20 protein-coding genes are annotated in these 19,223 nt (G+C 69.8%); 10 read left to right on the forward strand and 10 right to left on the reverse strand.

Annotation, left to right across the window (positions count from 1 at the left end; genetic code table 11):
• Positions 1-96 precede the first annotated feature (96 nt).
• The gene (locus tag ACZ3HL_RS32920; RefSeq protein ID WP_465535263.1) at positions 97-1,221 is read right to left on the reverse strand and encodes a S1 family peptidase; all 1,125 of its coding nucleotides are present in this window, start codon (positions 1,219-1,221) and stop codon (positions 97-99) included.
• Positions 1,222-1,426: 205 nt separating this feature from the next.
• Between ACZ3HL_RS32920 and ACZ3HL_RS32925 the strand changes: the two genes are divergently transcribed.
• From ACZ3HL_RS32925 to ACZ3HL_RS32950, 6 genes are all read left to right on the forward strand, one after another.
• Positions 1,427-3,076 (forward strand): fatty acyl-AMP ligase, encoded by a 1,650-nt coding sequence (locus ACZ3HL_RS32925; protein ID WP_465535264.1) that lies wholly within the window; start codon positions 1,427-1,429, stop codon positions 3,074-3,076.
• Positions 3,069-3,332: an acyl carrier protein gene (locus tag ACZ3HL_RS32930; protein ID WP_465412801.1), complete on the forward strand. Its 264-nt coding sequence runs from the start codon at positions 3,069-3,071 to the stop codon at positions 3,330-3,332. The genes ACZ3HL_RS32925 and ACZ3HL_RS32930 overlap by 8 nt, the downstream gene beginning before the upstream one ends.
• A 5-nt stretch (positions 3,333-3,337) precedes the next feature.
• On the forward strand, positions 3,338-3,649 hold the full coding sequence (locus tag ACZ3HL_RS32935) for a hypothetical protein (protein ID WP_465412802.1): 312 nt from the start codon (positions 3,338-3,340) through the stop codon (positions 3,647-3,649).
• On the forward strand, positions 3,649-6,567 hold the full coding sequence (locus ACZ3HL_RS32940; RefSeq protein ID WP_465535265.1) for a WXG100 family type VII secretion target: 2,919 nt from the start codon (positions 3,649-3,651) through the stop codon (positions 6,565-6,567). Before ACZ3HL_RS32935 ends, ACZ3HL_RS32940 begins: the two co-directional genes overlap by 1 nt.
• A gap of 20 nt (positions 6,568-6,587) precedes the next feature.
• On the forward strand, positions 6,588-6,986 hold the full coding sequence (locus ACZ3HL_RS32945) for a hypothetical protein (RefSeq protein ID WP_465412804.1): 399 nt from the start codon (positions 6,588-6,590) through the stop codon (positions 6,984-6,986).
• Positions 6,987-7,085: 99 nt separating this feature from the next.
• On the forward strand, positions 7,086-7,541 hold the full coding sequence (locus tag ACZ3HL_RS32950) for an SRPBCC family protein (RefSeq protein WP_465412805.1): 456 nt from the start codon (positions 7,086-7,088) through the stop codon (positions 7,539-7,541).
• Here ACZ3HL_RS32950 and ACZ3HL_RS32955 read toward each other — a convergent pair.
• From ACZ3HL_RS32955 to ACZ3HL_RS32975, 5 genes are read right to left on the reverse strand one after another with little or no spacing between them, the layout of a single operon-like run.
• Positions 7,526-8,584, reverse strand: coding sequence for an NAD-dependent epimerase/dehydratase family protein (locus ACZ3HL_RS32955; RefSeq protein WP_465535266.1), 1,059 nt, complete (start codon positions 8,582-8,584; stop codon positions 7,526-7,528). The two genes, ACZ3HL_RS32950 and ACZ3HL_RS32955, sit on opposite strands and share 16 nt — an antisense overlap.
• A complete protein-coding gene (locus tag ACZ3HL_RS32960; protein WP_465535267.1) occupies positions 8,581-10,164 on the reverse strand; it encodes a phytoene desaturase family protein in 1,584 nt (527 codons plus the stop codon). The genes ACZ3HL_RS32955 and ACZ3HL_RS32960 overlap by 4 nt, the downstream gene beginning before the upstream one ends.
• 42 nt (positions 10,165-10,206) lie before the next feature.
• Positions 10,207-10,806, reverse strand: coding sequence for a GNAT family N-acetyltransferase (locus ACZ3HL_RS32965; protein WP_465535268.1), 600 nt, complete (start codon positions 10,804-10,806; stop codon positions 10,207-10,209).
• Positions 10,784-11,410: a TetR/AcrR family transcriptional regulator gene (locus tag ACZ3HL_RS32970; protein WP_465412809.1), complete on the reverse strand. Its 627-nt coding sequence runs from the start codon at positions 11,408-11,410 to the stop codon at positions 10,784-10,786. The genes ACZ3HL_RS32965 and ACZ3HL_RS32970 overlap by 23 nt, the downstream gene beginning before the upstream one ends.
• A 59-nt stretch (positions 11,411-11,469) precedes the next feature.
• Positions 11,470-12,288, reverse strand: coding sequence for an arylamine N-acetyltransferase family protein (locus tag ACZ3HL_RS32975; RefSeq protein ID WP_465535269.1), 819 nt, complete (start codon positions 12,286-12,288; stop codon positions 11,470-11,472).
• Between the two features lie 74 nt (positions 12,289-12,362).
• On the opposite strand from ACZ3HL_RS32975, the gene ACZ3HL_RS32980 reads away from it, so the two are divergent.
• Complete coding sequence (locus ACZ3HL_RS32980) at positions 12,363-12,956, forward strand: TetR/AcrR family transcriptional regulator (RefSeq protein ID WP_465412811.1); 594 nt, start codon at positions 12,363-12,365, stop codon at positions 12,954-12,956.
• Between the two features lie 10 nt (positions 12,957-12,966).
• Here ACZ3HL_RS32980 and ACZ3HL_RS32985 read toward each other — a convergent pair whose 3' ends face one another.
• The gene (locus tag ACZ3HL_RS32985) at positions 12,967-14,028 is read right to left on the reverse strand and encodes a hypothetical protein (protein ID WP_465535270.1); all 1,062 of its coding nucleotides are present in this window, start codon (positions 14,026-14,028) and stop codon (positions 12,967-12,969) included.
• An 83-nt stretch (positions 14,029-14,111) separates the two neighbouring features.
• Entirely contained in the window at positions 14,112-15,068 is a 957-nt protein-coding gene (locus tag ACZ3HL_RS32990; protein WP_465535271.1) for a zinc-dependent alcohol dehydrogenase family protein, read from the reverse strand.
• 78 nt (positions 15,069-15,146) lie between these two features.
• Between ACZ3HL_RS32990 and ACZ3HL_RS32995 the strand changes: the two genes are divergently transcribed.
• Positions 15,147-15,770: a TetR/AcrR family transcriptional regulator gene (locus ACZ3HL_RS32995; RefSeq protein WP_465535272.1), complete on the forward strand. Its 624-nt coding sequence runs from the start codon at positions 15,147-15,149 to the stop codon at positions 15,768-15,770.
• A 1-nt stretch (position 15,771) separates the two neighbouring features.
• Here ACZ3HL_RS32995 and ACZ3HL_RS33000 read toward each other — a convergent pair whose 3' ends face one another.
• On the reverse strand, positions 15,772-16,413 hold the full coding sequence (locus ACZ3HL_RS33000; RefSeq protein ID WP_465535273.1) for a TetR/AcrR family transcriptional regulator: 642 nt from the start codon (positions 16,411-16,413) through the stop codon (positions 15,772-15,774).
• Positions 16,414-16,475: 62 nt separating this feature from the next.
• Between ACZ3HL_RS33000 and ACZ3HL_RS33005 the strand changes: the two genes are divergently transcribed.
• Entirely contained in the window at positions 16,476-16,835 is a 360-nt protein-coding gene (locus ACZ3HL_RS33005; protein WP_465412816.1) for a nitroreductase/quinone reductase family protein, read from the forward strand.
• A 94-nt stretch (positions 16,836-16,929) separates the two neighbouring features.
• Complete coding sequence (locus tag ACZ3HL_RS33010; RefSeq protein ID WP_465535274.1) at positions 16,930-18,084, forward strand: serine hydrolase domain-containing protein; 1,155 nt, start codon at positions 16,930-16,932, stop codon at positions 18,082-18,084.
• Between the two features lie 187 nt (positions 18,085-18,271).
• Here the strand turns inward: ACZ3HL_RS33010 and ACZ3HL_RS33015 are convergent, their stop codons facing one another.
• Positions 18,272-19,186 (reverse strand): LysR family transcriptional regulator, encoded by a 915-nt coding sequence (locus ACZ3HL_RS33015; protein WP_465412818.1) that lies wholly within the window; start codon positions 19,184-19,186, stop codon positions 18,272-18,274.
• Positions 19,187-19,223: the final 37 nt, after the last annotated feature.

Raw genomic sequence — 19,223 nt, forward strand, 5'->3', positions numbered from 1 at the left:
ACCGATCTCCACGGATCTCGAACAACACAACCCCTGAACAAGCCAGGTGTTGCAACCACCACTAGAACCCAAGGGGAAGGGGGCCTTCACGCGCGATCAGGCGGTGACGAGGGACAAGCCGTAGTTCTGCAGGATCTCGTTCACCGGCTGGAACCAGGTCTCACCGCCGGACCGGCAGTTGCCCCAGCCGCCGGAGGTGACTCCCTGCGCCTGGTCACCGGTGATGAAGGAACCGCCGGAATCACCGGGTTCCGCGCAGACGTTGGTGCGGGTCATCTGGTGCACCGCGCCCTGCGCGTAGTTGACCGTCTCGTTGTGCCCCAGCACGGTGCCGCAGTGCCAGTGCGTCGTCGAACCGGACCGGCACACCGAGGTGCCGACCGGCGCGACCCACGAGCCGCGGACGAGCGCGTCGCTGACGGTGCCCCAGCCGAGGACGACCGGTGCGGTCCACCAGCCGTTGCCGATCCGGATGAAGGCGTAGTCGTTGCCGGGGAAGGAAGAACCGGCGAAGTTGCCCATCGCCGAGCCGTCCCAGCCGACGACGGAGCTGCCGGTGCCGCCGCAGTGGCCCGCGCTGACGAAGCCGCCGTGGACGGAGAATCCGATGGAGCAGCGGGTGTTCCCGTTGATGTAGTACGGGTCGCCGCCGACGGTGCCCGCCGCGAACGGTTCGGCCTTGGGCGCGGTGACCACCGTGACCGGACCGGATTTCCTCGCCCTGGCCAGGAAGTCGTCGACGTCCGAACCGTGCCCGCCCGGCCGCACCGCCACCACGACGCTGCCGCTGCGCGGGTCGGCGCGCCAGCCGCTGACCGCGGCGGGGGCGGGCTCGGTCTTGGCCGACAGGTCGATTTCGGCCTTGGCCGCGTCGAGCCGGGCCGCGCTGATCGCGACCGCGGTGGGCTCGGCGCCCGCCTTCCGGACGGCGGGGGCGACGGCGGGGTCGGTCACCCCGACGACGAGTTCGCCGCGCGCCGGATCGAACCAGGCGCCGCCGAACGCCGCGCCGGCGGCCTGCTGGGCGGCGGGCAGCACCCGCGACGCGGTCATCTCCTGGGTGAGCCTGGCCGAGACCTGCGCGGCGGAGAGCCCCAGGTCCCGCTGCATGGCGGCGATCAATCCGGGGGAAGCCTGCGCGACCGGGGCGAGGGCGGCGGATGTGAGACTCGCGGTCAGGACGGCGGCGCCGCCGACTGCCAGGGCGATTCTTCGACGCATGGTCTAGTCCTCCAAGGCCGGGGGAAAGAAACACACTGCCCGCCGAGTGTGCGGCCGGGGTCGGTGAAAGGGCGAGGAATGTCCGGTCTTCTGTCCGGAATTCACAAGAGCGAATTCCGGCCCTCGATCGTCTACTTAGGACTAACATCGGCACGGGCCCGAGCCGTCCGAGCGGCCTTGCGGCGGTTCCAGTACGTTGCCGGATATGACCGCGTCGCCGGAGGATGTGCCGGAGCAGGTGCTGCGCACCTCGATCGTGGAGCGGTTGTTCGCTCGCGAAGCCGACCCGCGCCCGCTGTTCACGCACCAGGACCACGGCGCCGGTGTGGACAGCACGGTCACGTGGACGGAGTTCGTTTCGCGTGTGCGAGTGGTCGCGGGCGTGCTGCGCCAGGTCTCACGGCCGGGTGATCGTGCCGCCGTGCTCACCGGTCAGGACCTGAACTACCCGTTGGCGTTCTTCGGAGCGCTCGCCGCCGGGCTGGTCGCCGTGCCGTTGATGGCTCCGGGCAGCCCTTCCCAGCGGGCCAGGCTCGCCGGTGTGCTGGAGGACAGCGGCGCACGGATTTGGCTGACCTCTTCGTCCGCCGCGGCGAAGGTGCGCGAAGCGGGCACGCCGGACCACCTGATCGTGGTCGACGAACTTTCGGGGCCAGGGGCCGATCCGCTCCCGGTCGCACCGGAAAGCCCCGCGTACCTGCAGTACACGTCCGGGTCGACCCGGGAGCCCGCCGGTGCCGTGATCCCGCACCGGGCGGTCGCCGCCGCCTGCTGGCAGGCGAGCCGGGCCTACGCCGTCGACGAGGGCACGACCTGCGCCGGCTGGATCCCGTTCTTCCATGACATGGGCCTGATCCAGCTGCTGTGCCTGCCGGTCCACGCGGGAGCGCGATCGGTGTTCATGTCGCCCGCCGAATTCGTGCACCGTCCGGTGAGATGGCTGCGTCAGCTCGCCGATCACCCGGCCGTGTTCACCGCCGCGCCGAATTTCGCGTTCGATCTCGCCGTCGAAGCGGCCGGGCAAATGGGGGACGATCTCGACCTCTCCGACGTCCGGGTCGCGCTGAACGGCGCCGAGCCGGTGCGGCCGGACACGGTCAAGCGCTTCCTGGAGGCCTTCGGCCCGCACGGATTCCGTGCCGAGGCCCACCGTCCCTCCTATGGCCTGGCCGAGGCCACCGTGTACGTCGCGAGCGCGGGCGCGGAAGGACCGCGTGGCGCGGTGTTCGACCGCGAAGCTCTCGCGCAGGGCAGGGCGATCGAGGTGCCGGAAGGTCAGGAACTCGTGTCGGTCGGCCGTCCGCTCGGTCAACGGGTCCGGATCGTCCGGGACGGGGTGGCGCAGCCCGACGGCCTCGCCGGGGAGATCTGGATCCACGGGCCGAACGTCGCGGCGGGGTACTGGGGCCGTGGCGACGCCGCCGCGTTCGGCGGCGAACTGGACGGCGCCGCCGGCTGGCTGCGCACCGGTGACCTCGGTGTGGTCCACCGCGGAGACCTCTACATCACCGGCAGGCTCAAGGATCTCATCGTCATCGACGGCCGCAACTTCCACCCGCAGGACATCGAGGCGGTGGCGGGTGAGGCCCATCCATCGATCCGCCGCGACCGCGTCGCCGCATTCGGTGTCACCGATGAAAGGGGAGAAGGGGCGATGTTGGTAGCCGAATGGGCAAAGAATGCCGAGGCGGATGTCAAAGAAGTGACGAGAGTGGTATTGCGCGCGGTTTCACGGGAACATGATCTGACGCTTCGATCGGTCCGTCTGGTTCCCTCCGGTGACCTTCCGCGCACTTCCAGTGGCAAGGTCGCGCGGGCGGCGGCGAAGGCGCGTTATAGTCGGCCCCGTGGGTGATCACCGCGCGGAGGTCGTGAAGGTCGTCAGTGAGACTTTTCGGCTTGATCCCGCCGAAATCGAGTCCGACGCGCCGCTCGAAGAGCTGGGTATCGACTCCAAGGGACGGATAAAACTCCTGTCGGCGCTGGAGATCCACCACGACGTGAGGATTGATCTGGACCTGCTGGACCGGTTCACCGACATCGGGTCGGTGGCCGAAGTGCTCGCAGAGGCACTCGGCGACAAGGCCGACGGATCCGACGAAAGGCGCTGAAAAGAATGAGCGGGGGCTTCACCGCGGCGACCGATGCGCTTTCATCGGCGTCGAAGAACATCGGAAAGCTGACGGAACAGTTGCTCGAAGACAACCCGGATCTGTCGAGCACACCGGTGAACGCGGCGGGCTTCGGCCAGGCGCACGGCGACCACGCGAAGAAGTACACCGACGGCGTGGCGGCGTTGTGGGCGTCGGTCCAGGGGTACAGCACCACGCTCGGCTCGTTCGGCACGAACCTCGGTACCGCGGCCACCTCTTACGGCACCAACGAGGACGAGCAGAAGAACAAGATCATCGAGACGGGGATGCGCTAGTGGCCGACGAAACCACCTGGACCGACGTCAAAGCCGTTCTCGACGACCCGGCCGTTCCCGCCGAGCAGAAGACCAAGCTCATCGGCTCGTGGATGCGGACGCATCCGGCGCCTCCGCCGTGGTCGGCGGACCAGGAGCCGGAGGAGATCAAAGAGAAGCGCAAGGAAGCCGCGAAGTATGCGGCTTCCTACAACGCCATGCCGTTCTTCGCCTCGGACGACGTCGGCAAGGTCTACGACGAGGCGAAGAAGGCCGGAGATCAGGCCAGCTTCACCCAGAACGAAGAGACGAAGGCCGTCGACGAAGGCAACAAGAAGCTCGACGGAGTGAAGGAACCCACCGCGGAGGGCGCCGGGACCAAGACGTCGGACGAGATCTTCGACGCCGCCGCGCCCGCGCTCAAGGTGTTCCAGACGTTCGGCTCGCTGCTGGCGAAGGTTCCGGAAGACTGCCGTGGAACCTCTCGCGCGCTCGATTTCGACAAGGACATCCAGAAGCCGTTCGACGAGCAGCGCGGGATCAGCTTCAAGAACTTCGTCGACGACGCCGCGCACTTCAAGACCGGTTCGAAGACCGTGCAGAAGGCCATCGACGATACCGGTTCCCAGCTGAACACGCTTTACGGGACGTGGACCGGGAAGGCCGCGGACGCCTCGTCGGACAACTACAACGAGAAGATCCTCCCCAAGGCCAAGAAACTCTCGCAGACACTGGACACCGCGAGCGAAGCGACGTTGCACACCACCGCGACGGTGTTCAAGCTGTGCAAGGGCAAGGCCGACACGGTCGTCGACCTGTACAAGGAGATCGTCGGCAAGGCGGACTTCGCGATGGCGCAGAAGGTCATCGCCATCGCCGCCGGCGAGAAGAGCGGCAAGGAGGACCTCGGCGCGATCGCGGGCTGGATGGACGTCAACTTCGGCTCCAACCTGGTCCAGCAGCTGAACAACGACGGCTGCTGCGACGACGACGAGTTCAAGAAGGCGGGCCAGGACCTCGCCAAGCAGTGGATCCAGAACCAGTTCATCCCCGAGATGTGGACCATCATCTACGAGGGATTCGCCAAGTCCTGCAAGGAAACCAAGGACTTCGTCAACCAGGCCTACGACGAGCTCGACAAGGTCATGGGCAAGGTCAAGAACGAGTTCGAGGGCGCGGGTGCCGGTGGCGCCGGCGGCACGGGTGGCGGTCCCGGCGGCCCTGGTGGCACGGGCGGCGGTCCCGGCGGTGGCAAGGGTCCGGACTTCACCGGTGGCCAGGGTGGTCCGGGAGGTGGCCCCGGCGGCTCGGGGACCGGTGGACCGGGCGGTTCGGGCAAGGGCCCGGACTTCACCGGCGGCACCGGCGGTGGTCCGGGCGGTGGCGGCCCCGAGGGCGGCTCCGGCAGTGGTCCCGGCGGCTCCGGCAGTGGTCCCGGTGGCGGTGGTTCCGGTCCGGCGGGCGACGTCAAACCCCCACCGGTCCCGGACGTGAAGATTCCCGAGAGTGGCTCGGGATCGCCGGGCGGCTCCGGTGGCGGGCCGGACGCGAACAAGGATCAGACGTCGCCCTCGGGCTCGGCCCCGCCGCCGTCGAACGGCGACGAGCAGAAGGCCGCGGCCGAAGAGGCGAAGAAGCAGGCCGCCGCGGCGGCCGAGAACGCGAAGAAGCAGGCGTCCGAGGCGCTGGGCAAGCTGGGCGACGGTCCGGCCGGTGCCGATCTCGGTGGTTCCGGCGGTTCCGGGCCGGGCGGTTCGAGCCCGGGCGGCGGGCCTGGCGGCGGTGGTAACACCGACGCCGCGGCCGAAGCCAAGGCAGCGGCCGAGAAAGCCGGTGAAGAGGCGAAAAAGCAGGCTTCCGACGCGCTGGACAAACTGGGCGACGCCCCTGGCGGCACGGGCGACGCAGACTCCAAGGACGGAGACTCGAAGGACGGCGAGAAGTCCGCGGACGAGGCGAAGAAGAAGGCGTCGGACGCCTTGGACAAGCTCGACGACGAGCTGTCCGGCGAAGGCGGCGACAAGCTGACCGGTGACAAGGCCGAGGACAGCGAGCGCGAGACCCTCAAGGTCAAGCAGGGTGACACGACCTTCGAGATGACCGAGCCGGACAAAGACGGCGAGATGGAGATCAAGGTCGGGGACGGTTCCGGGCCCGTCAAGGACTTCAAGCTCGACTGGACCGGTGACGGCGACGAGTCCAAGCTGGGCTCCACACCGGGTTCGAACGACGGGGGTTCGGACGACGGGAAGCCGGACAAGGACGGCGTCCATCGGCCAGGGCCGGACGGCAAGATCCACATCCAGGACGGCGATGTGAAGATCACCGCCGAACGTCCCGACGGCCCGTCCGGGCCGACGGTCGTCACGGTCGACGACGGCACCGGCAAGCCGACCACGTACACCCTCGGCGAGGACAAGCCCTCCGCCGACAAGCCGTCGCATCCGGCGACTCCCGTCAGCGGGACGGCGCAGCCCGACTCCAAACCGGCGTTCACCCCGCACCACGGCGGCGGCGGGACCGTCCCCGACGGGATCCGCGCCGGTGACACCGGCGGTGGTGGTGGCTTCGGTGGCGGTGGTGGTGGCGGCGCCTCGGCGCCGTCGATGCCCTTCGAAACCGCGAGCCCCGCGACGGGCCAGTCGCTCAGCGAAGGCGTGCACACCGGTGGCGGTGGGACACAACAGCCGCAGCCTGTGGCCGCGGGTGCCCCGTCCGCTCCGATGGGCAGCCCGTCGGGCCAGTCGTTCGGCGGCGGTGCGATGCCGCCGATGGGCATGGGTGCCGGCGGAGGTGGCGGCCAGGGCGGAGATCAGGAACGGACCAACCGCGCGTACCGGATCGAGGGCGAGGTGTTCGACCGGATCAACGAACCCACCGGCCGGATCACCGGTTCGCTGCTGGACGATGAGGATCAGTCGGTCACCCGCAAGCGGTGAGCCGGGGCAGGGGAGAACAGATGAGCGCCGATGACACCGCCACCATGAAGGCGACCCTGGACGGCCTGGTCCGCGAGCAGTCGGAGCGCCGGGCGCTGCGGGACAAACGCGCCGACGAGATCAAGGCGAGCTCGCAGGAGTTCATGACCAAGCAGGTCGCGACCGCCCAGCGGTACGTCGAGCACCGGCGGGAGCTGGGGCAGCGCAAGACGAAGTCCGGTTGGAGCACCGACCGGTCGCACGCGCAGCCGGGCGCGGCGTCGGCGTTCGAAGACGATCCCGTGGACATGGCGGCTCCGTTCGCTTCGGAGCCGCCTGCCCGCGCGGGGCGGGACACGCCCCGTCGTGCTCCCCGCGCACGGCCGGCACCGGCGGACGACGAGGACGACGCCTTCCTCAACAACCGCTGGCGCGACTGAACTCGCCGTCGGCACGGGTTTGCCCTTGCCGCCGCGGGGTATCCGGCCCGGTGAGGCGAGCCGGAACGAGCCGGCCGGGTATCCAGGGCGGATGGGTTCATGGTCGACGTGAAGATGACGGTAGACGCTTCTCCCGAGCGTGTGTTCGAGGTGCTGGCCGACGGCTGGACCTACGGGGCCTGGGTCGTGGGGGCGTCCCACATCCGTGACGTCGACGCGGGCTGGCCGGCGCGCGGAACGCGGATCCACCACTGTGTCGGATCCTGGCCCCTCCTGCTCGACGACGTCACCAAGGTGCACGTCGCCGATCCGCCGAGGCTGCTCGAACTCGACGCGCGGGCCTGGCCGTTCGGCACCGCGCGGATCCGGTTGGAGCTGCGGGAAACCATGCCGGGGACCACGGAGATCCTGATGTCCGAGCAGGCGACCAAGGGGCCGGGGCGGCTGCTGCCGGAGGCCGCGCAGGCGCTTTTCCTGGTGCCGCGGAACCGGGAATCCCTGCGACGTCTCGCGGATCTCGCCAAGGGCCGCGAGGCCGCTCAACCGGCGGACTGATCCTGGTGGCTCGGCCGTCCGAGCCGGATCCGGGCGCGCGGCGGGTCGAGCGGACGGCTGTTTCCCCGTCGCCCGGAGCGGATGGCGGCGAGCAGTTCCTCGATCGTGGCCGCCGCGTCGTGGCGAGGCCGCCAGCCGAGTTCCTCCCGTGCGCGCCGGGTGTCCACAAGGGACGCTCGATCGGCGAGCCGCAGCCAGGACGGATGCAGTGGCTGCAGGCCGAGCCGCCAGCTCGGCCAGGCCAGTCCGGTCAGCAGTCTCAGCGGTACGGGCACCCGGAACCCGCCGGCCAGCGCGGCGAGGGCGCGGCTGTCGAGGACGGGCTCGCCGGCGAGGTTGAACGCACCGGTCGCACGACGGTCGAGGATCGCCCGGAGCGCTTGCGCGACGTCGTCCGAGTGCACCACCTGCATCCGCAGCCCCGGCCATAACGGCACCGGCAGCCAATTGCCGCCGAGCGGCAACGGCGGCACCAGCGGGCTGAGCAGCCAGCTCGAGAATTCGGCCGCGGCGTCCGGCTGCACGACACCGCACGGACGGATCCGCGCCAACCCGATCTCCGGGTGATCACGGCAGAATTCGTTCAATTTGGACTCGAAGGCGGCCTTTCCCGCGCTGTAGGCGCTTTCGGGGAGCCCGCCGCAGGGCCATTCCTCGTCGACCTCGTCCCACCGGCCCGCCGGGGTGTAGGCGGCGACCGAGGACGCGCACACGATGTGCTTCACCCCGGCGTCGGCGGCCGCGCGCAGGACGTTCGCGCTGCCCGCCAGGTTGGTCCGGCGCATCGCCGGATCGTCGGCGCGCGGATGGATCGCCCAGGCGAGATGCACCACGGCGTCGGCGCCGTCGAAGGTCTCGATCAGCCGCGGCCAGGCGTCGTTCGCGCCGATGTCCTGCTGGACCCAACGGGCCGACGAGTAGGGCGCGGCGGTCGTGTCGGGGCGCCGGCGTGCCACTCCGAGCACGTCGTGACCGGCTCCGGCCAGTGCCCGGAGCAAGGCGGTCCCGATGTTCCCGCTCGCTCCGGTGACGACGATCCTCATCGGTAGACCGCGCGGTGCGCGGCACGCATCGTCGCGCGATAGACGGGACCGGCCCAGCCGTCCCTGGCCAGCGCCGCCCTGGCGGCGTTCGATCCGGGCGCGCCGTGCACCGCGCCACCGGGATGCGCCGACGCGGACGCCAGGAAGAGCCGGTCGATCGGGGTGTCCGCCCGGCCGAGACCCGGAACAGGCCGGAAGAAGAGTTGCTGCTGGATGGCCGCGGTCCCGGCGTTGATCGAACCTTCCACCAGACTGTGGTTCCCTTCCTCCAGTTCGGCGGGCCCGGCGATCGCCCGGCCCGCGATCAGGCCGCGGAAGCCGGGCGCGTGCTTCTCGATGATCTCTTCCATCCGGTCGGCGTGGCGGCGCAACCGGGAAGCGGACCAGGGCTCACCCCTCGGCACATGTGTGTAGGCCCAGGCCGATTCGGTCCCGGCGGGGGAGCGGGTCGGATCCGCCGTGGTCATCTGCCCGAGCAGCAGGAACGGGTCACGGGGCACCCGTCCGCAAGCCAGATCGTTGGCGATTCCGGCGAGGCCGTCGAGGTTCGCTCCGATGTGGACGGTGCCCGCTTCGCCGACTTCGGCGGCGCTCCACGGAATGGGCGAGGACAGCGCCCAGTCCACCTTGATCGTGGCGTCGTCCCAGACGAACCGGTCCAGATCGGACACCAGCCGCGCGGGAAGGTGCCCGGCACCGACCAGATCCCGGTAGAGCACGGGAGCGGGGACGTCGGCGAGCACGGCCCGGCGGGCACGCACCGGTCGTCCGTCCGCGTCCCGGACACCCACCGCCCGGCCATCCGAGAGCGTCACTTCGGTGACCGGGGTACCGCAGACGATCTCCCCGCCCTTGGCGGACAGGCGGTTCACCAGCGCGTCGGTCAGACGGCCCGCCCCGCCTTCCGGCACCGGGAATCCGACGTCCTGACCGAGCATGGTCAGCAGCCAGCCGAAGACGCCGCTCCCGGCCTGGTCGGGGCCGAGGTCGGTGTGCATGGCGTTGCCCGCGAGCAGCAGACGGGCGCCCTCTCCGGCGAACTTCTCCTTGCCGAGGCCGCGGGCGGTCAAGGTCAGCATCCTCGCCAGCCGGAGTGATTCCGCGGTGCCGAGCGTCTTGAACAGTCGCGCCCCCGACCGCACCGGCGGGAAGGGGCGCACGATCGCGTCGAGCAGCGGTTCGCGCAGGCGCCGCCAGTTCGCGTGTTCGGCCCGCAGGTTGTCCGCGTCCCGCTCGTCGAACTCCGCCACGGAACGGGCCGTACGGTCGAGATCTCGGGACTGCAGGACGTACCGGTCGTCGGGCAGCACATGCGCCAGCACCGCCGGCGCGTGCCGCCACCGCAGGCCGTGGTCTTCGAGGTCCAGCCCGGCGAGCACCGGCGACGCCGCGCCGAGCGGGTAGAAGGCGCTGTAGACGTCGTTGCGGAAACCCGGCGCGGTGAGTTCCTCGGTCCGTACCGCGCCGCCGGGTTCGGCCGTGGCTTCGATGACCAGGGTCTCCCAGCCGGCGTCGGCCAGGAGATTGGCCGCGACCAGGCCGTTCGGCCCCGATCCGATCACCACGGCGTCGACTTCCATGGTCAGGGCATACCCCGGACGGGCGGATTCAATCCCCGTAGATCAACTCGGCCCTCCCTGGACGAGCTTCAGCGAGACATAGTCGGTGAATCCGGCGCGCTCGGCGAACCGGACGGGCCGGCGCCGGTACTCGCCGAACCCGAACTTGGCGTACAGGCCCAGGGCCGGGCTGTTGGTGTCCTTGATGTCCCGGAGCACGTACGTGTCATATCGGGGCAGCGCCAGCAGGTGTCGCATCAGCGCCGTGGCCATACCCCGACCCTGGTATGCGGGCGCGGTGGTGACGAAGCCGATCTCGGCGAGTCCCTTCTCGGCGTCCTCGGGCGCGCCCAGGAACTGGCTCCGGAGCACCAGGTGGCTGATCGTGCCGTGGACCGGTCCGAGGTGCCGCCGGATCTCACGCCACCGAGGAGCGAAGCACTCCTGATCGCCCTCGGTCAGCGAAGCGACGGCAGCGGGCTCGCCGTCGCAGAGGGCGACGTAGAACCGCTCCAGCAGCATCATGTGCTCGAAACTGTCGGCGAGCCGCTCCGGATCCTCGGAGAAGAAGGAGAAATCCTCGGCGAACCCGCGGACGAGGACCTCGGTGATCCGTCTCCGGTAGTGCTCTCCGAGCTGGTCACCGCGTTTGACGTCGATCATCGGTCCGTCCTCCTGTGAGTGGCCGCAGCACCAGATCGGCGCCGGGCAGGGGCAGCTCGTCCGCCAGCGTGACCCGCAGTGTCGCGAGTCCCGTGAGCGTGGCGAAGTAGCACGCTGTCAGCTCGGCAGGTTCGCCGTCGGCGAACTGCCCTTTACGTTGGCCACGCTCGATGAGGGCGGTCGTCGCTCGCCACAGCGCCCGATGCTCGCGCGTGAGACGCTCGACCGTGCCGGGTGGCTCGTCGGCCGTGAACCCCTGGTTGATCACCATGAAGAACTCCGCTTCCGCACCGCCGGTGGACAGGTCGGCCAGAAAACGCGCCGCGAAGTCCCGAAGCAGCAGAACGGGATCCCCATCGCCCGTGAGGGTCCGGACGGCCGCGTCGAGGCCCGCGGCCGCCTGGCCGAGCAGCTCGTCGAAAAGCTCCTTCTTGGTCGCATAGTGCCGGTAGATCGAGCCGGGGCTGATCCCCGCCTCATGGGCGATCTCGCGCATGTTCGTCGCCGCGAACCCGCGACGAGCGAAGATCCGCACCGCCGCCGTCTGCACACTCGCCCGGGTGGCGGTGCGCATCGCCTCGTACTGCTCGGGTTTACGTGGCACTGACCGCCCCCATCGGCTTTTTGAATGAACAATTGTTCACTCTACATGATGGGGCGAGGTCATGTGTGGCGAGAGGCCATGGACAGCCAGGCCTCGTGCTGCTCTTCGGTCTTGGCCCAGAGGGCGGCCAGTTCGCCGGTACCGATGTCCTCCACCGGAATACGGAACTCGCGCAGCGTCTCGGCGAACTCGTCGAGAGAGGCCAGGGTGTGGCGGTCGCCGTCGCCGCGTTTGAGCGTGCGCGCCCGAAGAGCCAGTTCGCGGCCATCACGATGATGTTGTGCCACCAGCACCTTGGCGAACGGGGAGTCCGGGGACCTCATCTCGGCCCGGTCGGCGAATTCGGTGACCTCGCGGGGCTTGGTGCGGTAGTCGCAGGAGTCGACCGTGCCACCCGGATGGTGATGCATCCGCCAGGTGCCGTCGTCGAGGCGCTCGATCCGGAACGGCAGTTCTCCTTGCCGGTACGTGCCTTCCCGCACGGGGAGGGGTTCGAGGAACGCGTCGCCGATCCCGGTGTCGGCGAGCCAGGTCTCCCCTTCGACGTCGATCAGCAGGGCGATGTGGTTGCCCCATTGGCCTTCGCCGCGGGTCGAGCGCAGGACGGCGCCCTCCACGACGGTCACCTCGAATCCCGCCGCCCGCAACAGAAGGGCGAGCGCGCCGTTCATCTCGTAGCAGAGGCCGCCGCGGCGACGGCGGGTGAACTTGTCGATCAAGGCTTCCTGGTCGAGCTGGATCGTCCTGCCGAGCTGGAGGTCGAGGTTCTCGTAGGGCACTCGCAGCCGCCATGCCCGGTGCAGGTTCCGGAGCGTGGCCGGATCCGGCCGGACGGGCTCGCGGTACTCCAGCCGGTCGAGGAACGCGTCGAGGATCATGGGGTCTCCTTGGTTGGATCGACTCTAAAATTAGAGTAGCTCTAATTTTGCTGTTGATCCAGTATGCTGCTCTCATGACCGAGCCGGTGGGTTTGCGGGAACGGAAGAAATGGCGCACCCGGAAGGTGTTGATCGAGACGGCGTACCGGCTTTTCGCACGGCAGGGCTACGACCGGACGACCACCGCCGAGATCGCCGCGGCCGCCGAGGTGTCCACCGCGACGTTCTTCAACCACTTCGCGACGAAGGAAGACCTGCTCCTCACCGGCGACGGCGAACACATCCTGCGCGTGGGCCTGGACGTGCTCGCCGCGCGTGAGGCCGGCGAGCCACCGGCCGCGCTTCTTCGGCGCGCGATGCTCGGGATGCTCGCCGAGGCGGGGGCGGGGCTCCGCGATCCGGCCGCCGAGCCCGAGCGGATCCGGCTGGACCTGATCACGTCGGTGCCGTCGTTGCGCGCGACGATGCTGCAACGGGCCTTCGACGCTCAGGAGCGGCTTTCGGCCGCGCTGTGCCAAGCCTGTGCGGGCGAGATCGACGAGGTCGACGCCGCGGCGCTGGTCGGTGCCGCCACCGGGTCGGTCTTCGCCGCCGGGCGGACGGCCCTCCGCCTCGGGACTCCGCTCGACGAGGCGATGCGCCGCGCGATCGACCGCGCGACGGCCTGACCGGGCGATTTCACGAACGGTGCCAGACGATCCCGCGGTAGGCGGAGCTGTCCGCGGCGAAGCCGTAACCGATGATGACGGTGCCGGTCGCGTTGATGTGCTGGGCCACGATCGCCGTGACACCGGGAGGTGACGGGAGCGGGAAGGGCGTCGCGTCCGCGTCCCATCCCACCGGCCGCACCGTTCCCTCGCTCACGGACTCGCCGACGACGGTCCCGGCCTCGTCGATGTCGAAACACGTACTGGCGGCGTCCGAGGGCAGGGGCCGGAGCACGGTGGGCCGTCCGTCGCGATCCCAGCGCGCGCCGATGCCGCGCCGGTCCGGCGTCAGGCCCCAGCCGATCGCGACACCCCGCCCGGTGATCCGGACGACCTGCCCCGCGGAGAACTCCGGTTCCCCGGTCAGCAGGACGGTGCCTCCGTCGCGGTTCCACACGACCCCGTCGCCGAGGATGGCGCCGGAGTCGGTGATCCCGCAGGCCGTCGCGCGGCGAGGCGGGGGCAGGGTGCTGATCTTCCCCGAGGACGTCCAGCGCACCGCGGTGCGGACGCCGGAGCCGTTCCTGGCCGATCCGACGACCTCGTCCAGCCCGTTCAGGTCCTGTCCTTGCGTCTCGTCGCCCCCGGGCAGGGTGGCGAGTTCGACGGTTTCTCCGCCGGGTGCCCAGCGCAGCGCCCGCCAGCGATGGCCCGGCCACATCGCGTTCCCCAGGATCGACCCGCGCGCGTTCACCCGGCACGCCGTGCCGGAGAGCGCCCCGTCGGGGAGTTCGAGCGCGCGTACCCGGCCGTCGGGCCGCCAGCACACGGGCCGGAGGTGCTCGCCGGCGAGAAGTGAACCGGCCATGACGCCCGCGTCGTTGACGTCGACCGCCCGTCCGCCGGAGCAGCCGTCGAGGAGAGACAACGGAGTGGGATGCCCGTCGCGGTCCCAGCGCGCCGGCCTCGACCCCGACTCGCCCACGATCATCCCGGCGTCGTTCACGCCGTAGGCGCCGGTGCCCTCGCCGCCGGAGAGCGGCCGCAGGTCGACCGCCGTGAAACCGGGTCCTTCGGGCATCGGATCGGGCACGAGTGGGCAGCCTAGTGCGACTGCGCACGCGATGGGGGAAACTCGCACTGACCGGGTGACGCGGCACTCCACAATGGACCTGGCTACGGCGTCAGCACGATCCTGCCGAACACTTCGCCGTCGTCCATCTTCCGGTGCGCCAGAACGGCTTCCTCCAGCGGCAGCACCTCGTGCACCACCGGACGCAGTTCGCCGCGCGCCGCCGCGCCGAAGTGCTCCGCGCTCACCGCCCGCCGATCCGGTTCGGGGATCGAGTCCGCGCTGAAGGCCACGAACGACAAGGACTTCCGGAAGTTCGCCATCAGCTTCGCGCCGAAGTCCGCCGGAGGCATGCCCGCGACGACGCCGACGAGGACCATGCGGCCGTTCGGATTCAGCCGGTCGAAGAACGACGGCATGTCCACACCGGACACGATGTCGACGATGACGTCGAAACCCGACGGCCCGTCCCCCTCGCCGGACCGGTCGAGGACGTGGGTCGCCCCCAGTTCGCGCAGGCGCTCGCCGCGTTCGGCCGAGGACGTCGTGACCGCCACCGCGCTCGCGCCGCCGTGTGCCGCGAGCTGCACCGCCATGATCCCGATGCTGCCCGCCGCCCCGCGTACCAGCACCGATTCGCCCGGCACGAAATGAGCGTGGGCGAGCGCGAAATGGGCGACCATGCCGGAAGTCCCGATGGCCACCGCGTCGGTGGCGGACAGGTCGTCGGGAAGGGGGAGGATCCTGTCCGCCGGGACGGCCACTTGTCCGACGTAGCCGCCGCCCTCGCCGGTGAACGTCCAGACCCGCCGGCCGGTCAAGGCCGGATCGACGCCGCCGCCGACCGCCGTGACGGCACCGGCCACCTCGTTGCCGGGGATGAATCCTTCCTGGAAGCCGAAACCAGCGAGAGCACCGCGGCGGATCACGGTGTCGACGCCGCCGACACCGATCGCCTCCACGGTGATCAGTACTTCACCTTCGGCGGGAACGGGGGAGGGGACGTCGATCACGGCGAGGCCTTCGGGGGCGCCGAACGTCCGGATCTCGACTGCGCGCATTTCGTCTCCTGGTCGTCGATCACTGGTTCCGGCGGACGTTAACGGACGCCCCCGTCCGTTTTGGCTAAAGTGAGAGCGGTGACCGACCATTTGCCTCGGATCCCGCGTTCCGACGCCGTGGACAACCGTGAACGCATCCTCGAAGCGGCTCGCGTGCTGTTCGCCACCGAGGGCCTGAACGTGCCGCTGCGGGAAGTCGCGCGCCGCGCCGGAGTCGGCCCCGCCACGCTGTACCGCCACTTCCCGACCAAGGAGATCCTGGCGACGGAGGCGTTCGCCGAGCAGATGCGCACCTGCCACGTGGTCGTCGAAGAGGGGCTCGCCGATCCGGATCCGTGGCGCGGTTTCTGTTCCGTGATCGAGAAGATCTGCGAGCTGCATTCGCGCGACCGGGGCTTCACGGCGGCTTTCGTCTCGGCGTTCCCCAAGGCGGTCGACTTCACCGCGGATCGCGACCACGCGCTCAAGGCGATCGCCGAACTGGCGGGCCGGGCCAAGGACACCGGGAAGCTGCGCCCCGATTTCGTCCTCGACGACCTGATCCTCATGCTCATGGCCAACAACGGGATCCAGGCCGCTTCGGCGGCCGCGCAGGTGGCGGCGTCCCGCCGGTTCGCCGCGCTCGTGATCCACGCGTTCCGGGCCGTGCCGGACCGGTCGCCGCTGCCGCCGGTGGCGCGGCTCGCCCTCGTGCTGCCGTGAGTCACTTCCTGCGCGCTTCGAGTCCTTCCAGGATGAGGTCGAGGCCGTAGGCGAATTCCTTCGTGTGGTCGTAGCCCGGCCGCTGGGCGTGCTCGGTGATCACCTCGGCCAGATAGGGGAACTCGTCCCGCGGCAGGTTGTCCAGGATGTCGTCGGCGACCGCCGGGACCTCTTCGCTCAACGGAAGGTTCGACTCCTGCAGCACGAATCCGCCGATGTAGCTGTCGATGAGCGAGACGGCGTGCACCGCCATCGGGAGCGTGAATCCCGCCCGCCGGAGAACGCCGAGGACGGCGTCGTGGTGGCGTAACGTCGCCGGCCCTGGATTCCGCCGGGAGTCCATGAGGCCCAGCGCCCAGCTGTGCCGCGACAGGACCGTCCGTGCGGACGAAGCACGCGCGCGGATCGCCTCACGCCAATCGCCGGTGCCGGGGTCCGGCAGCTCGATCGCCGCGAACACCGCGTCGACGACGCCGTCGAGGATCGCGTCCTTGTTCGGTACGTGGTGGTACAGCGACATGGCCTCCACGCCGAGGTGCTGCGCGACCCGGCGCATCGTCATCGCCTCCACGCCGCCGCGGTCGGCGACTTCGATCGCGGCTTTCAGTACGCGGTCCCTGGTGAGTGATCGACGAGGCGGCACATTGACAACCTTACAGGTGTAAGCCAACCTTACAGGTGTAAGGCCATCGAGAGGAGAGAGCGATGCCGATGCCGAGATGGTGGGGCCACATCAACAAGCGGGTGTTCAACCCCCGTGCGATCGCCGGCGGGAAGTCTCCGGTGCTGATCCACGTCGGCCGCACCTCGGGAAAGACCCATCAGACGCCGCTCGACGCGCATCCCGTCGACGGCGGCTACCTGTTCGTCCCGGTGTACGGCCCGGAAGCGGACTGGGTGCGCAACATCCTGACCGCGGGGGAAGCACGGCTCCGGATCGACGGACGGGAAGTGGACCTCACCGGACCGCGGCTCGTCGGGGCGGACGAATTCCCCGACGGCGTGACCCGTCCGCCGAAACTGCTGCGGGTCACCGAATTCCTCCGGATGGACCTGAAACCCTGAGACCACCCTGTCCCGGAATTGCTACCGGGGAGGGAGGCGGTGTCGTCCTTCAAGCCGATGCCGGGGTGCGCCGTTGCTTCGTAGTTTTGCCGGTATGAAACGAACTTCAATGGTCATCGCCGCCGTCTGCGCGGCTACGCTCGTTTCCCCGGCCGTCGCGTCCGCGACGCCACAGCTTCAGCGGACACTCCAGCGCGACGCCGACACGCTCGTGGCGAACGGTTCGCCCGGCGTGCTCGTGGAGGTCAGCACGGCCAAGGGCAGTGTCAAGGTGCGCAGCGGCCACGGCGATCTGCGCACCCGGACGCCGGTGCCGTGGGACGGGCATTTCCGGATCGCGAGTTTCAGCAAGACGTTCCTGTCCGCGACGATGCTCCAGCTCGTCGGCGAGGGACGGCTTTCCCTGGAGGACACCGTGGACCGGTGGCTTCCGGGGGTGGTGCGCGGGAACGGCAACGACGGCAAAGCCATCACCGTCCGGCAGCTACTACAGCACACCAGCGGGTTGCACGACTACATGGCGGAACTCGATCTCTTCACCGAGAAGGGTTTCCTGCGGCACCGGTTCGACGAACTCAGCGCGTCCGACGCGGTGAAACTGGCGGTCGGCAAACCGCCGGTGTTCGCGCCCGGGACGAGCTGGGGCTACTCCAACACCAACTACGTCCTCGCCGGGATGGTGACCGAGAAGGTGACCGGGCGGGACTGGCAGCAGGAGATCATCGACCGGATCGTCCGCCCGCTGGGCCTGCGTGAGACCACGCTGCCGTACACGTCGCCGTTCATCCCGGCCCCGCACGCGCGAGGGTACGACCGGTTCGTCGTCGAAGGCTCGAATCCGCCGCGGCTCGGGCGGCGGGTGGACGTGACACTGATGAATCCGTCGATGGGCGGGGGAGCGGACGGGTCGATCAACAGCACCACCGAGGACGGCAACAAGTTCCTGCGGGCACTGCTGGGTGGCAAGGTGCTCCCGCCGTCGATGCTGGCCGAGATGAAGAAGACCGTGCCCGCGCCGGGGCTCGGCGCGTACGGGCTCGGCCTGGTCAAGTCGACCGTTTCCTGTGGTGATCACTGGGGCCACGGTGGCGCGCTGCCCGGCTACCTGACGGGCAACGGCGTGACCGAGGACGGCAAGCGCAGCGTGATGGTTTCGCTGAACACGCTCACGCCGTACAACCCCGGCGCCGAACCGCCGCGGGGGAACCCGCTGGACCGGGTGATCGACCACGCGCTCTGCGGCCGCTGATCCCCGTCGTGAGTGGTAAGGACGGTACCGGGCCCGGCCACGGCCGACGTTGCGAAAGCCACTTTCGCAACCTTCAACGTTGCGAAAGTGGCTTTCGCAACCCGCCGGGCCAAGCCCAGCACCCAGCAGAACCCCGGGGCTGCCTGACCTCGTGAGTGGTAAGGACGGTTCTAACCGTCCTTACCACTCACGAGCCCCAAGACCTCGCCGCCTCCACCAGGGCCGTGACGCACTCCGCGACCGCGGGCCGCGTTTCCCCGTGCGGCTGCACCGCGTAGAGCTGCCGGTGCAGCACCGGTTCGAGCGGCGCGCACACCACCGTCGGCGGCGCGATCGTGGTGGCCATACCCGGCACCAGCGTGACGGCGCCGAGCCCGGCGACGACGGCGAACTGCGTCCCGAATCCGCTGACCGTATGCCGCACGATCGGTTCGATCCCGCGTTCCCGCAGCGTCTGGCGGAGCCAGGCGTTCGCCAGGGTGGGCCGGGCCCAGGCGACCCAGATCTCGTCCGCGAGGTCTTCGGCGCGCACCGAATCCGCGCCGGCCAGCGGGTGTCCCGCCGGGAGCACGATCATCGCCGAGTCGTCGCGCAGTTCGGTCCAGCGGGTCGCGGGCGGGCGGGTGAGCGGCAGGTTCTCCCAGCTCTCGACGACCACGACGTCGAAGACACCGTCGGCCAGCGCGGGAAGGGCGACTTCGGGTTCGACCTCGTGCAGCCGCGCCTCGATACCGGGGTGGCGGACGGCGAGGCCGGTGAGCGCCGGCGCGATGAACGTGTGCACCCCGGACGGAATGGCGCCGATCTCGACCACCCCGGTCGTCTCCCCGGTGAGGGAGTCCAGATCAGCGCGGGCGGCGCGGAGTTCGGCGAGCACCCGGTCCGAGCGCTGCGCCAGCAGTAGCCCCGCCGGGGTGAGCCGCACGCCGCGCCCGTGCCGGACGAGGAGCCCGGTGCCCGCCTCCCGCTCCAGTTTGGTCAGCTGCTGGGAGATGGCCGACGGCGTCACGTGCAGCACCTCGGCCGCCGCGGCGAGCGATCCCCGCCGCCACACCGCGTGCAGCATCCGCAGCCGTTCCACATTGGACAGATCGCCACTCATTAGCCGAGCTTAACCCTCGGGGTAAGAGGATCTCGCT

The organism is Amycolatopsis sp. NPDC000009, assembly GCF_055563465.1.